11 protein-coding genes are annotated in these 13,099 nt (G+C 69.0%); 4 read left to right on the forward strand and 7 right to left on the reverse strand.

The window, feature by feature from the left end; genetic code table 11:
• Positions 1-22: 22 nt before the first annotated feature.
• Together mfd and HLH21_RS10840 are read right to left on the reverse strand one after the other, a co-directional pair.
• The gene (gene mfd, locus HLH21_RS10835; RefSeq protein WP_182943770.1) at positions 23-3,496 is read right to left on the reverse strand and encodes a transcription-repair coupling factor; all 3,474 of its coding nucleotides are present in this window, start codon (positions 3,494-3,496) and stop codon (positions 23-25) included.
• On the reverse strand, positions 3,493-3,804 hold the full coding sequence (locus HLH21_RS10840; protein ID WP_182943771.1) for a succinate dehydrogenase assembly factor 2: 312 nt from the start codon (positions 3,802-3,804) through the stop codon (positions 3,493-3,495). The genes mfd and HLH21_RS10840 overlap by 4 nt, the downstream gene beginning before the upstream one ends.
• A gap of 114 nt (positions 3,805-3,918) precedes the next feature.
• Between HLH21_RS10840 and recG the strand changes: the two genes are divergently transcribed.
• Positions 3,919-6,033 carry an ATP-dependent DNA helicase RecG gene (gene recG, locus HLH21_RS10845; protein WP_182943772.1) on the forward strand — a complete coding sequence of 705 codons (2,115 nt, stop codon included), beginning with the start codon at positions 3,919-3,921 and terminating at the stop codon, positions 6,031-6,033.
• A gap of 63 nt (positions 6,034-6,096) precedes the next feature.
• Here the strand turns inward: recG and HLH21_RS10850 are convergent, their stop codons facing one another.
• Positions 6,097-7,110 carry a lipid A deacylase LpxR family protein gene (locus tag HLH21_RS10850; RefSeq protein WP_182943773.1) on the reverse strand — a complete coding sequence of 338 codons (1,014 nt, stop codon included), beginning with the start codon at positions 7,108-7,110 and terminating at the stop codon, positions 6,097-6,099.
• Positions 7,111-7,477: 367 nt separating this feature from the next.
• Between HLH21_RS10850 and HLH21_RS17155 the strand changes: the two genes are divergently transcribed.
• A complete protein-coding gene (locus HLH21_RS17155; RefSeq protein ID WP_182943774.1) occupies positions 7,478-8,149 on the forward strand; it encodes a cold-shock protein in 672 nt (223 codons plus the stop codon).
• Between the two features lie 216 nt (positions 8,150-8,365).
• On the opposite strand, the gene smpB is transcribed toward HLH21_RS17155, so the two are convergent.
• From smpB to HLH21_RS10875, 4 genes are all read right to left on the reverse strand, one after another.
• Complete coding sequence (smpB, locus tag HLH21_RS10860; protein WP_182943775.1) at positions 8,366-8,857, reverse strand: SsrA-binding protein SmpB; 492 nt, start codon at positions 8,855-8,857, stop codon at positions 8,366-8,368.
• A 4-nt stretch (positions 8,858-8,861) separates the two neighbouring features.
• The gene (gene dapA / locus HLH21_RS10865; protein WP_182943776.1) at positions 8,862-9,755 is read right to left on the reverse strand and encodes a 4-hydroxy-tetrahydrodipicolinate synthase; all 894 of its coding nucleotides are present in this window, start codon (positions 9,753-9,755) and stop codon (positions 8,862-8,864) included.
• A 182-nt stretch (positions 9,756-9,937) separates the two neighbouring features.
• On the reverse strand, positions 9,938-10,819 hold the full coding sequence (locus tag HLH21_RS10870) for a prephenate dehydratase (RefSeq protein WP_182943777.1): 882 nt from the start codon (positions 10,817-10,819) through the stop codon (positions 9,938-9,940).
• Positions 10,816-11,559, reverse strand: a complete 744-nt coding sequence (locus tag HLH21_RS10875) for a 3-deoxy-manno-octulosonate cytidylyltransferase (protein WP_182943778.1) — start codon at positions 11,557-11,559, stop codon at positions 10,816-10,818. The genes HLH21_RS10870 and HLH21_RS10875 overlap by 4 nt, the downstream gene beginning before the upstream one ends.
• Before the next feature lie 177 nt (positions 11,560-11,736).
• Here HLH21_RS10875 and HLH21_RS10880 point away from each other — a divergent pair, with 177 nt between their 5' ends.
• Together HLH21_RS10880 and HLH21_RS10885 are read left to right on the forward strand one after the other, a co-directional pair.
• The gene (locus HLH21_RS10880; protein WP_182943779.1) at positions 11,737-12,270 is read left to right on the forward strand and encodes a c-type cytochrome; all 534 of its coding nucleotides are present in this window, start codon (positions 11,737-11,739) and stop codon (positions 12,268-12,270) included.
• Entirely contained in the window at positions 12,267-13,079 is an 813-nt protein-coding gene (locus HLH21_RS10885) for an inositol monophosphatase family protein (protein WP_182943780.1), read from the forward strand. Before HLH21_RS10880 ends, HLH21_RS10885 begins: the two co-directional genes overlap by 4 nt.
• Positions 13,080-13,099 lie beyond the last annotated feature (20 nt).

Below are 13,099 nucleotides of genomic sequence, written 5' to 3' on the forward strand. Positions count from 1 at the left end.
TGTTCCTTTCGTATTGTCCGCGTCAGGCCGCCTTCTCCTGGCCTGCCAGCCGGCCGAGCGTCAGGACAGTGTCCTTGGCCAGACGAATGCGCTGCGCGTTCGTCATCTCCCGCACCAGGGCCAGCTTGTGGTCCGGGCGCAGGCGGACATTGCCCTCCTTCTGCGTCGCGATCCACGTCACCAGCCCACCCGGATTGGCGAAATGATTGCCCCGGAACTGGATGACCATGCCCTTCGGCCCGGCTTCCAGCCGTTCCACCCCGGCCTCGCGGCACAGTCGCTTGATCGCGACCACGTCCAGAAGGTTCCGGACCTCGTCCGGCAGGGTGCCGAAGCGATCGACCAGTTCGGCCTCCATCGCCTCGATTTCCGCGTCGCCGGCCAGGGCGGCGATCCGGCGATACAGGCCCAGCCGCACCGGCAGGTCGGTCACGTAGGTTTCGGGGATCAGCACCGGCAGGCCCAGGATGATGTTGGGCGTCCAGTCGCGGTCCTGGATCTTGCGGCGTCCCTTCTCGGCCCGCATCTCGGCGACCGCGTCTTCCAGCATCTGCTGGTAGAGTTCGATCCCGACCTCGCGGATGTGCCCCGACTGCTCGTCGCCCAGCAGGTTGCCCGCGCCGCGCAGGTCCAGATCGTGCGAGGCCAGGGTGAAGCCCGCGCCCAGCGTGTCCAGCGTCTGCATGACCTCCAGCCGCTTTTCGGCGGCGGCGGACAGGACATGGGTCTGCGGCCAGGTCAGGTAGGCATAGCCGCGCTGCTTGCCGCGCCCCACCCGGCCGCGCAACTGGTACAACTGCCCCAGCCCGAACATGTCGGCGCGGTGGATAATCAGCGTGTTCACCGCCGGCATGTCCAGCCCGCTCTCGACGATGTTGGTGGACAGCAGGATGTCATACTTGCCGTCGCTGAACTCGGTCATGACCCGTTCCAGCTCGGTCGGCGACAGGCGTCCGTGGGCCTGCACCATCCGGGCGTCGGGCACGATGTCGTGCAGGCGGGTGGCCATCCGGTCCAGGTCTTCGATCCGCGGCACGACGCAGAAGATCTGCCCGCCCCTGAATCGTTCGCGCTGGATCGCCTCGCGGATCACCACGCTGTCGAACGGCATGATGAAGGTGCGTACCGCCAGGCGATCGGTCGGCGGGGTCGCGATCAGGCTCATTTCCCGCACCCCCGTCAGCGCCAGTTGCAGGGTGCGTGGCAGCGGCGTCGCCGACAGGGTCAGGACGTGCACGTCCTCGCGCAGCGCCTTCAGCTTCTCCTTGTGGGCGACGCCGAAATGCTGCTCCTCGTCGATAATCAGCAGCTCCAGGTCGGCGAACTGCACCGTCTTGGCCAGCAGCGCATGGGTGCCGATGACGATGTTGACCGTCCCGTCGGCCAGGCCCTTGCGTACGGCTGTGGCGTCCTTGGCGGTGACCATGCGCGAGAGTTGCGCGACCGTCACCGGCAAGCCCGCGAACCGGGCGGAGAAGGTGCGGAAATGCTGGCGCGCCAGCAGGGTCGTCGGCACCACCACCGCCACCTGCGCGCCGGACATGGCGGCGACGAAGGCCGCGCGCAGCGCGACCTCGGTCTTGCCGAACCCCACGTCGCCGCAGACCAGGCGGTCCATCGGGCGACCCGACCCCATGTCCTCCAGCACGTCGGCGATGGCGCGCGACTGGTCTTCGGTCTCGACAAAGGGAAAGCGGGCGCAGAATTCGTCCCACAGGCCTTCGGCGGGCGTCAGGCTGGGCGCCTCGCGCAGGGCGCGCAGGGCGGCGGTGCGGATCAGCTCGCCCGCCATGTCGCGGATGCGCTGCTTCATCCGGGCCTTGCGGTTCTGCCACGAGGCCCCGCCCAGCTTGTCCAGCGCCACCCCTGCCTGGTCCGAGCCGAAGCGACTCAGCAGCTCGATGTTCTCGACCGGCAGGAACAGCTTTTCGTTGCCGTCATAGACCAGCCGCAGGCAGTCGTGCGGCGCGCTGCCCACGCCGATCGTCTCCAGCCCATCATAGCGGCCGATTCCGTAATCCTGATGGACGACCAGGTCGCCCGCCGCGATTTCCGACGCCTCGGCAATGAACTGGTCGGCCTTCTTCCGGCGGCGGGGCGGACGCGATATCCGCTCGCCCAGCAGGTCCTGCTCGGACACGAAGGCCAGATTGTCGGCGACGAATCCGCGTTCCAGCCCCATCGTCAGCAGGCCGATCGCCCCAGGCTTCAGGTCGCGGGCGCGCGTCCAGTCCGGGTAGGTTTCGACCATCATGCCATGTTCGCGCAGCAAGGTGGCGATCCGCTCGCGCGAGCCGCGGCTCCAGGCCGTGACATAGGCGCGACGCCCGACCTCGGCCCACTGCCGCACCTGCGTCTCGAGCAGCGCGAACACGTTTTCCCGGGAGTCGGTGCCGGTGCCGCGCGCGAACAGGATGCCCGGCCGACCGCCGGCATCGACTCCCGGGCCGTCATCGGGGCGGGCGAAGGGACTGAACGCCATGACCGGGCGGCCGGACAGCACTCCGTCCCAGCCCTTGCGGTCCAGATACATCAGATGCGGCGGCAGGGGGCGGTACGGGACCTCGCCCTCACGCACCGGCTGGCGGCGGGCCTCGAAATGATCGGCGATCATTTCCAGCCGCGCGGTCAGCACATCCTGCGCCTGATGCGCCAGGATGACCGACACGCCGGGCAGATAGTCGATCAGCGTTTCAAGATGCTCGTGGAACAGCGGCAGCCAATGTTCCAGCCCGGCATGGCGCCGCCCGTCGGAGACATGCTGATAGATCGGATCGGCCGCCGCCGCCGGGCCGAACAGGTCGCGCCAGCCGGTCCTGAAGCGCGACACGCTGGCCTGGTCCAGCGAGAAATCGGCCACCGGCCGCATGACGAACCGGTCCAGCCGTTCCGTCGATCGCTGGGTGGCGGGGTCGAAGCGGCGGATGTTCTCGACCTCGTCGCCGAACAGGTCGAGGCGCACGGGTTCGGCCTCGCCGGCCGGAAAGATGTCGAAGATGCCGCCCCGGGTGGCGAATTCGCCGGGCTCCATGACCGTATCGGTGCGGTTGTAGCCATTGGCGACCAGCAATTCGATCAGGAAAGCCTGGTCCAGGCTTTCACCGGTGGCCAGCGTCAGGGACTGGCCCTGGAAGGCCGCGCGGGGGGCCACGCGCTGCACCAGCCCGCCCACCGTGGTCAGGACCACCCGGGGCGCCGTCGCCGGCTCCAGAAGCCGGGTCAGGGTCGCCACGCGCTCGGCGACGATGGCGGGGTTGGGCGATACGCGGTCGTACGGCAGGCAGTCCCAGGCCGGAAACCGCAGGATTTCAGCGTTCGGCGCGACCAGGGCCAGCTGGTCGCCGATCCGCGCCATCCCGGCATCGTCCCGCGCCACATGCAGGATGGGGCCGCCATGCTCGCCCAGGCGGCGGGCCAGCAGGAAGGCGTCATAGCCGTCCGGCACGCCCCATATGGTGGCGATGGCGGGCGACGGCGATCCGGCCGCCGCGGTCATCGCACTCCCCGGATCGCGGCCTGGCGGGCGGGGTCGTTCGCATCGGCGATGATGGCCCGCATCATCGGTCCATCCACGTCCGCCGGGACCGGGCGACGGCCGCTCAGCCAATCCGCCAGGTCGGCGTCCGGCAGGTCCATCACCGCCTCCAGCGCGTCCAGCTCGGCATCGGTCATGCCGGCAAGACGCGGGGCGACGAAGCCGCCGATCAGGATATCGGTCTCATGCGTGCCGCGATGGGTGGCGCGGTAGTAGATCCGGCGGCGGCGCGGATCGAGGGTCGCGAGATCGGAAGTATCGACAGCCATAGTACCCTGCCCAGACATGGTTTCGTTTTGTTCCCTGGCGTCGCTGTCCTATAGCCCTGCGACAGGGTTCTGTCAGCCCGGCTGGGGGCATTGGAAAGAGCGGACAAGGAACGCGTGTCGGGCATCATCCTTCAGGACGGCCGGGGGAACAACCTCGCCCCGCTGCTTGCCCCGCTTGACACCCTGCCGGGGGTGGGGCCGGCGGTCGCGCGGCTGCTGGCGCGGGCCGTGCGGGGCGAGCGGGTGATGGACCTGCTGTTCCACCTGCCGGAATCGGTCATCGACCGCCGCTATCGCCCCCTGCTGCGCGACGCCGTGCCGGGGCGGATCTGCACGCTGGCGGTCACCGTCCGGCGGATCGACGCCCCCGCGCGGGGGACACGCCAGCCCTGGCGTGTCCAGGTGGCGGACGACAGCGGCGTGGCCGACCTGGTGTTCTTCTCGCCCTACCAGGCGCGGCAGATGGTCGTGGGTTCGGCCATCGTGGTGTCCGGCATGCTGGAGAAATTCGGCGACCGGCTGTCGATGGCCCATCCCGACCATATCGTCCCGCAGGACCGCGCCGACTCGATTCCCGCCCTTGAACCGGTCTGGCCGCTGACGGCGGGCCTGTTTCCCCGCCATGTGCGCGGGGCGCTGCACCAGGCGTTCCTGCGGTTTCCGGCGGTGCCCGAATGGCTGGACCCCGCGCTGGTGGCGCGCCGCCACTGGCCCGATTTCGAAACGGCGCTGCGGCATCTGCACTGCCCGGCCGCCTTCGCCGAACTGCTGCGCGATGATGCCTATACGGCCGCCGCCGAGCGCGCGCGCCTGCGCCTGGCCTGCGACGAATTGCTGGCGGGGCAGATCGCGATGGTCGAGGCGCGGCGGCGCAACCGCAACCGGCCCGGCCGCGCGATCGCGGGAACCGGCGCGTTGCGCGAGACCGCCCTGGCGCGTTTCGGCCATGCGCCGACCGGCGCGCAGATCCGCGCGCTGCGCGACATCGACCAGGACCTGGCCGCCCCGAACCCCATGATGCGGCTGCTGCAGGGCGATGTGGGCGCGGGCAAGACACTGGTCGCGCTGATGGCGATGCTGGGCGTGGCGGAGGCCGGCCACCAGGCCGTGCTGATGGCGCCGACCGAAATCCTGGCGCGGCAGCATTACGCAACGTTCCAGAAGCTGGCCCCGGTGCCCGTGGCCTTCCTCAGCGGCAGCATCAAGGGACGCGCCCGCAAGACGGTGCTGGAGGAGATCGCCCAGGGCGCGGCCCCGCTGGTGATCGGCACCCACGCGCTGTTCCAGGACAAGGTGGCGTTCGACGACCTGGCGCTGGCCGTCATCGACGAACAGCATCGCTTCGGCGTCGAGCAACGCCTGCTGCTGGGCGAAAAGGGCCATCTGACCGACGTCCTGGTGATGACCGCCACCCCCATCCCCCGCACCCTGCTGCTGACCCAATGGGGGGAAATGCAGGTCAGCCGCCTGGACCAGAAACCGGCCGGCCGGCAGCCGGTACGCACCTCGCTGCACGGCATGGCGTCGATTGCCGACCTGCTGGACGGAGTCAGTCGCGCGATCGGGCGGGGTGCGCGGATCTTCTGGGTCTGTCCGCTGGTCACCGAAAGCGAATCGATGGACATCGCGGCGGCCGAGGCCCGCTTCGCCGCCCTGACCGAACGTTTCGGCCCCATCGTCGGCCTGGCGCACGGCCAGCAGGACATCGCGGTGCGCGAGGCCGCGATCGCCGATTTCGCCGCCGGGCGGACACGCCTGCTGGTGGCGACGACGGTCATCGAGGTCGGGGTGGACATTCCGGCCGCGACGGTCATGGTCATCGAGCATGCCGAGCGTTTCGGCCTGGCCCAGTTGCATCAGCTACGCGGGCGTGTCGGACGCGGGGCCGGCGAATCGTTCTGCCTGCTGCTGCACGATGACGCGCTGGGACAGACCGCGCGGCGCAGGCTGGCCCTGCTGCGCGACACCGATGACGGCTTCCTGATCGCGGATGAGGATTTCCGCCTGCGCGGCGGTGGCGACCTGACCGGCCGGCGCCAGTCCGGCCTGCCGGACCTGCGGCTGGCGACGGGTGCGCGCCTCGACCTGCTGGTGACGCTGGCGACGCAGGACGCGGAACGGGTGGTGGCGCCCGACGGCCGGATCACCGGCCCCCGGCGCGACGCGCTGGCCATGCTGCTGGAATTGTTCGCCAGGAACGACGCGGCCCGCACCCTGCGGTCCGGATGACCCGAACGGAATGGGGTGTGCCGCGACCGGTCGATCCGGGTCGCGACACACCCCGGCGTCAGGTCAGAATTTCGCCGACAGCGCCAGCGATCCGTAGTTGAACAGGCCGCTGCGCTGCCCACGGAACTGCTGGGTCTGCCAGACCTGGCTGTAGGACAGGCGCATGCCGTGCCACATGACCGCGACGCCGGCATGGATCTCGCCCACGTCCCAGTTGACGGGCACGTGCGGCGAATTGCTGCGTACGGTATTGCCCTGCAACGTGGCGTCATACCCCACGGCGCTGCCCGTGACGTTGCCGAACGCGTACCATGCGACCGGGCGCGTCAGGGTATAGGCATCCGTCCCGTCGACGCCCGGCCCGATGGTCGGGGTGCCGAAATCGCTGTTCAGCCCCTGCCCGATGCGGAACGTGTCGGCCACCGATCCGTAGATGCGGTAATCGCCCACCGCCGCCGAGGCCGCCGGAAGCATGTCCATCGAGATACCGAACACGTCGGCCAGCGGCAGGCGCCACGTCCGGCCCATCTGGACCTGGAAGATCGGCTGGTTCTGCAGCTGATGGTTCCAGCCCTGGTTCTTGGTATCGCCGATCGCGCCGTGGAAACCGTTCTGCAGCTGCCGCCCCAGGCCCGCAGGCCCCATGACGCCGAACTGGATGCCAAACACCGTCCGCGACAGGTCCGTATCGTTAATCAGGTTGACGGTGCCCAGCAGCAGGCTGGAATAGGGACGGTCATGCGGCTGGGGCAGTGGGGTCTGGGTGTCGTGCGGCGTGAAGATCAGTTGCTGGACGCCCAGGCTGATGCGGGTGACGCCGCGGCCCATGATCGCGTGGTTGATCGTCTCGATCGGCGCGGGCTGGTTGTCGGTGCCCGATGTCCAGTTCAGCCGCAGGCCGCTGGTGTAGTTCTGGTCCGACGTGCCTTTGAGGGTGCTGACCGCGTCGTTCTCGCCCTGAAGGGTCCAGGTGCCGTACGGATCCTGCAGCGGCGTCGCGCCGGCCGGCGCCGCCCATGTCGCCAGGCCGCCGAAACCCGCCGCCAGCGCGCCCACCCGCAGAAGCCAGTCGGTCATTGTCGAAATCCTCGGCTGGCTCATCGGCTCCTCGCTCCTAAAGATCTGTTTTGACCTCTCTAAATCGTTCGGCCTTTCCGAGAAAGCCCGGAACGGACAATCGTGATCGCCGAGCTGACATAATTCTTGTGCTCACGAACCGGTCAGGGACGTCAAATCATGATGGAACCCCGGGCGGCCTATATGCTTATCTGTATCGGACACCGGCGCTTTCGTGCTAGGGTCCATGCGGAACAAGGATGCTTTCCGGCCCGGCCATCCGTCACGGCAGGGGCATGGGGACAGGACGCCTTGTTCTGCAAAAAAGTTTTCATCAGGTGGTTTCCTGGGACAGGGACCCGCCATCTAGACCTCGGGATTACGACCGTTGAGAAGTAACAGGACCGACCGCAGCCCCCGCTCCCCGCGCCGCGGCGGATTTGATGACGATTTCATGCCGTCGCCTTCGTTTGGCGATCGCGGCGGCGCACCTCGTCGTCCGATGGGGAGCAGCCCTTCTCAGGTTCTCGCCTCGGGGCCGGAAATTGGTGCATCCGTCAAGTGGTTCAACGGCGAGAAGGGCTTCGGCTTCGTCGAGCTGGCCGATGGTTCGGGGGATGTGTTCCTCCACGCCAACGCGCTGGCGCAGAGCGGCCATGACTCCGTGTCCCCCGGCACGACGCTGGTCGTGAAGATCGGCCAGGGCCCCAAGGGTCGCCAGGTCGCGGCCGTTGTTTCGGTGGATGAAAGCACGGCCCAGCCCGAGCGCCCCCGCGGTTTCGGCGCCCCGCGTGCCCCCGGTGGTTTCGGCGGCGCCCGTCCGTCCCGCCCGGCCCCTGACCTGTCGCACGCGCAGGAGATGCGCGGCGTGGTCAAGTGGTACAACGCGACCAAGGGCTTCGGCTTCATCACGCCGGAAACCGGCGGCAAGGACATCTTCGTCCATGCGTCCGCTCTGGAGCGTTCGGGCCTGACCGGCCTGACCGAAGGCCAGACGGCCAACGTCCAGGTGGTTCAGGGCCAGAAGGGCCCCGAGGCCGCGTCCATCAGCGTCGACTGACGGACCCCGGTTTACCGGCGAACATAGGACAGGGCCGCCCTCGGGTGGCCCTGTCTGCGTTTTCGGGGGATGCCTGCCGCGCCGGGACAGTCGGGCTTTGCCCGAACCCACCAGGGCCTGAGGCCCTGGGCCCCGATCATGAATGAAACGACTGGGTTTCCAAAGGGCGATGCCCTTTGGTGGGTTTCAGGGCAGCGCCCTGAGGCGTACTGCCCCTCAGTCGCCCCTGCCCTTGTTCCGCATCAGCCGCGCCTTGTCGCGCTGCCAGTCGCGATCGGCGATCGCCTGCCGCTTGTCCGCTTTCTTGCGGCCCTCGCCGATCCCCAGCGTCACCTTGGCCAGCCCGCGCGCGTTGAAATGGATGTCCAGCGGCACCAGGGTCACGCCGTCACGCGCCACGGCCCCCAGCAGCTTGTCCACCTGCTTGCCGTGCAGCAGCAGCTTGCGGGGCGCGCGCGTCTCGAAGCGCGACAGGACGCCGCCCTGATATTCGGGGATATAGCTGTTGAACAGCCAGATCTCGCCGTTGCGATCCCCGGCATAGGCCTCGTTGATCGTGGCCCGGCCCAGCCGCAGGCTCTTGACCTCGGGGCCCTTCAGCACCAGCCCGGCTTCGATCGTCTCCAGGATCGTATAGTTGAAACGGCCTTTCCGGTTCTGGGCCGCGATCCCGGTCGAGATCATGCCGCTCTTGCGTTTTTCGGCCATGATCCTAGTCCAGCAGGCCGACAAGCCGCAGGGCGTCCCGCACCCGTGCGCGCGACGCCTCCGCCAGGGGCGCCAGCGGCAGGCGGCAGGCCTCATTGGCCAGGCCCAGAAGGCTTGCCGCATATTTCACCGGAACGGGGCTGCTTTCGCAGAACAGCGCATCATGCAGCGGCAGCAGCCGGTCCTGGATCGCCATTGCGTCCGCCACCCGCCCGTCCTGCCATGCACGCTGCATCTCCGCGCAGAGGCGCGGCGCGACGTTCGACGTGACGCTGATGCAGCCGTCGCCGCCAGCCGCCAGGAACGACACCGCCGTACCGTCTTCGCCGGACAGTTGGTTGAACGGCTTGTGTCCGATGGCCTGGCGGACCTGAAGCGGACGCAGCAGATTGGCCGTGGCGTCCTTGACGCCCACGACATTGGCGTGCCGGGCCAGCCGCGCGATGGTGTCGACCGCGATCTCGACCACCGAACGGCCGGGAATATTATACAGGATCAACGGCAGGTCCGTCGCGTCGGCAACCGCCATGAAATGGCGGTACAGCCCTTCCTGCGTCGGCTTGTTGTAATAGGGGGTCACGACCAGGACCGCATCGGCCCCGACCCGCTTCGCATGCCGCGCCATGCCCACGGCCTCGGCGGTGCTGTTCGAGCCGGCCCCGGCGATCACGGGGACGCGCCCGGCCACGGTCTCGACCGTGTATTCGACCACGCGCGCATGCTCGTCATGCGTCAGGGTCGGGCTTTCGCCCGTCGTGCCGACGGGGACCACGCCCGACGATCCCTCTTTGACCTGCCAGTCGACAAATCGGCCGAACGCCGGAAGATCCAGCGATCCGTCTTCGTTCATCGGCGTAATCAGGGCGGTGATGGAACCCTTGAACATGGTCGTTTCCATTTGATGTCGTACGTTCTGAAAAAATGCGCCGCCCATTCGCTACAGCGGGCCGATGCAGCGGATAGACGGCAATCCTGCCTGTCCTGTTAATGCGGGACGCCCCCGGAAGACAACCGTCCACCCCCATCCGCATCATAAGGCCCGCCGCAGCACGGGCCAACCGGCGGTTCCGCCGGCGCGGTCTAGCCGGCCGCGCCCTGTTCCACCGTCCGGCGGAAGGGCGATCCGGGATAGACGCCCAGGATCGTCGACACTTCGGAAAAAAACGCCAGTTCGGTCAGGGCGCGGCCCAGCGCCGGGTCGTCGGGATGGCCCTCGACATCCAGCAGGAACTGGGTCGCGGCGAACGACCCGTCGAGCATGTAGCTTTCCAGTCGCGTCATGTTGACGCCGTTGGTCGCGAAGCCGCCCAGGACCTTGTACAACGCACCTGCCGTATTGCGGACGCGGAACAGCACCGTCGTGATCGTGCCGGCCTGTCCCGGCGCGGGGCGCAGCGCCTCGCGCGATGCGATGTAGAATCGGGTCGTGTTGTGGGCCGCGTCCTCGACGTTGCGGCGCAGGATCGTCAGGCCGTTCAGGTCCGCCGCCAGGGACGAGGCCACGGCCACGTCCTCGGGATTGCCCCATTGCGCCACCAGTTCGGCGGCCCCCGCGGTGTCGAATTCCACGACCGGGGTCAGGTCCAGTTCGCTGATGATCCCCCTGATCTGGGCCATGGCGACAGGGTGCGTGTGGACCCGCCGCGCATCGGACAGGCGGGCGCCCGGCACCCCCATCAGGCAGTGCTCGACCCGCTGGAAATGCTCGCCGACAATATACAGGCCGGCCTGGGGCAACAGGGCATGGATGTCCGGCACCCGCCCCGCCAGGCTGTTTTCACAGGCCAGCATCGCCAGATCGGCCCGGCCGTCATGCACCGCCGCGATCGCATCGGCGAACGTGGCGCACGGGAGCGTCGTCCAGCCCGGCCGCGCCTGGCGGCAGGCCAGGTCCGAATAGGCGCCCGGCTGCCCCTGGAACGCGATCGTGCCGCCAGGCGGCGTGGAGGACGGTGCGGTCATCGCGCACCTGCCAGCACCTGGCGGGCCCGTTGCAGATCGTCGGGCGTGTCCACCCCGAAGGGCGCGGTGGCGACGCGGCAGCATCCGATCGTCATTCCGGCCTCCAGGGCCCTGAGCTGTTCCAGCCTCTCCCTCCTCTCCAGCGCCGATTCCGCCAGGCCGACGAAGCGGGCCAGCGCCTGCCGGCGATAGGCATAGATCCCGACATGGTGCCACAACGGCCCCTGCCCCCAGGGCACCGAAGCACGCGAAAAATACAGCGCCCGGGCCACCGCCCCCGCGTCGTCGCCGTCAAAGGCGCAGGCGGCCTTGACCACCGACTCGCGCCCCGATTCCCCGGGGTCGGTCATGGGGGCGACCAGCGTGCCGATATCGACCCCCGGATCGGTCAGGGGACGCAGTGCCGCGGCCAGGGCGCGCGGGTCCAGCCCCGGCAGGTCGCCTTGCAGATTGACCACGACATCGTGGTGCGCCTGCGGGTCGACCTGGCATAGCGCCTGCCACACGCGGTCCGATCCGGACGGCAGCGCCGGATCGGTCCTGACGGCCACGCCCCCCGCCGCCTCGACGATCCGGGCCAGTTCGGCGTCCGCCACCGCCACGACGACGGGGCCGATATCCGCCGCCCGGGCGCGGTCCAGCACATGAAGGATCATGGGGCGATCGCCGATCATGGCCAGGGGCTTGCCCGGCAGCCGCGTCGAGGCCATGCGGGCGGGGATGACAACGATCGGGTTCATGCGGGAAGCGGGGCCTCAGGTCGGAAGCGGCGGAAACGATCCGGACGACGGAACTGCCGGTGCGGACATGGGAATCCCGCCTTTACGGGACAATCCGGCAATGCTTCACACAAGGCGGGCGGCAGTCTAGGTAAGGACCCGCCCTCATGCAACCGTACCCCCAGCTGGAGCATCGTATTGGACAGCAAGGACGCCAACCGTATCGCAGCCGCCATCCTGGTGGCCGCCCTGGCCCTGGGCGGCAGTTGGGGCGCCGGATATCTGGCGGTACCGGCCGCTACCCCGGCGCATCCGGCCTTCGTCCTGCCCGCGCCCGCATCGGCATCCCCGTCCGCAGCGCCGGAGCCGGCCGCGGCCCCGCATTCCATCGCCGACGCGGTGGCCCATGCCGACCCCAAGGCCGGACAGGCGCTGGCGGCGCGCATGTGCGCCATGTGCCACAGCTTCGCCAAGGACGGCCCGGCCCTGATCGGCCCGGCGCTGTATGGCGTCGTGGGCACGCACATCGGCGACCTTCCCGGCTATGAATTCTCCCCGGCCCTCGCCGCCCACAAGGCCGACACCTGGACCGACGACAGCCTGTCGGCCTGGTTGCAGAGCCCGTCGGCCTTCGCCGCCGGAACCAGGATGGCCTTCCCCGGCGTGGCGGACGAAAATGATCGCGCCGCCATCATCGCCTTCCTGCGTAGCCTGTCCGATGGCGGGAAATGACCATGGCCCTGCATGACAGCGACCGACTGGTCGCGGCGGCGGTGGCGGCGGCGGACGTCGCGGGCTGCGTGATCCGTCCCTTCTTCCGCCAGGGCGTCGGCGCCGACGACAAGGACGACCGCAGCCCCGTCACCATCGCCGACCGCACGGCCGAACGCGCCATCCGCGCCGTGCTGGCCGAACGCCTGCCCGACCATGGGGTGCTGGGCGAGGAATTCGGGCAGGAACGCCCCGGCGGGCGCTATTGCTGGGTCATCGACCCGGTGGACGGCACCCGGGCCTTCCTGACCGGCCGGCCGACCTTCGGAACCCTGGTCGCGTTGCTGGAGGACGGGGTCCCCGTCCTGGGCGTGATCGACCAGCCGGTGACCGGCGAACGCTGGATCGGCGTGCGGGGGCGCCCCACCCGCTATGACTCCCGTTGGCCCGGCACGATCGGCACCCGCCGGTGCCCCGATATCGGACAGGCCGAACTGTCCTGCACCGCGCCCGAGATGATCGAAGGCGCCCCCACGCCGCATTGGGACGCCCTGCGACACAGCGCGAAGCGCGTCAGCTGGGGCGGCGACTGCTACGCCTACGGACTGCTGGCGCTTGGACAGATCGACATCGTCGCCGAATGCACGATGAAAATCTGGGACTGGGCGGCGCTGGTGCCGGTCATCGAAGGCGCCGGCGGCCGCGTGACGGACTGGAGCGGCCGCCCCCTGCGAGCCGATGGCGATGGAACGGTACTGGCGGTCGGCGACCCGGCGTTGCTGGACACGGCCTCGGCGCTGCTGTGCAGCGGGCGTCCGACGCGGTCTTGAACACAGACGACATACCTCCG

It is taken from the genome of Gluconacetobacter johannae, assembly GCF_014174305.1.
Taxonomy (GTDB): domain Bacteria; phylum Pseudomonadota; class Alphaproteobacteria; order Acetobacterales; family Acetobacteraceae; genus Gluconacetobacter; species Gluconacetobacter johannae.

What these genes read in the sequence shown, in the direction of transcription:
- mfd (WP_182943770.1), bottom strand. Translation starts at nt 3,496, where the DNA reads ATGACCGCGGCGGCCGGATCGCCGTCGCCCGCCATCGCCACCATATGG.
- HLH21_RS10840 (WP_182943771.1), bottom strand. Translation starts at nt 3,804, where the DNA reads ATGGCTGTCGATACTTCCGATCTCGCGACCCTCGATCCGCGCCGCCGC.
- HLH21_RS10850 (WP_182943773.1), bottom strand. Translation starts at nt 7,110, where the DNA reads ATGACCGACTGGCTTCTGCGGGTGGGCGCGCTGGCGGCGGGTTTCGGC.
- smpB (WP_182943775.1), bottom strand. Translation starts at nt 8,857, where the DNA reads ATGGCCGAAAAACGCAAGAGCGGCATGATCTCGACCGGGATCGCGGCC.
- dapA (WP_182943776.1), bottom strand. Translation starts at nt 9,755, where the DNA reads ATGGAAACGACCATGTTCAAGGGTTCCATCACCGCCCTGATTACGCCG.
- HLH21_RS10870 (WP_182943777.1), bottom strand. Translation starts at nt 10,819, where the DNA reads ATGACCGCACCGTCCTCCACGCCGCCTGGCGGCACGATCGCGTTCCAG.
- HLH21_RS10875 (WP_182943778.1), bottom strand. Translation starts at nt 11,559, where the DNA reads ATGAACCCGATCGTTGTCATCCCCGCCCGCATGGCCTCGACGCGGCTG.
- HLH21_RS10885 (WP_182943780.1), top strand. Translation starts at nt 12,267, where the DNA reads ATGACCATGGCCCTGCATGACAGCGACCGACTGGTCGCGGCGGCGGTG.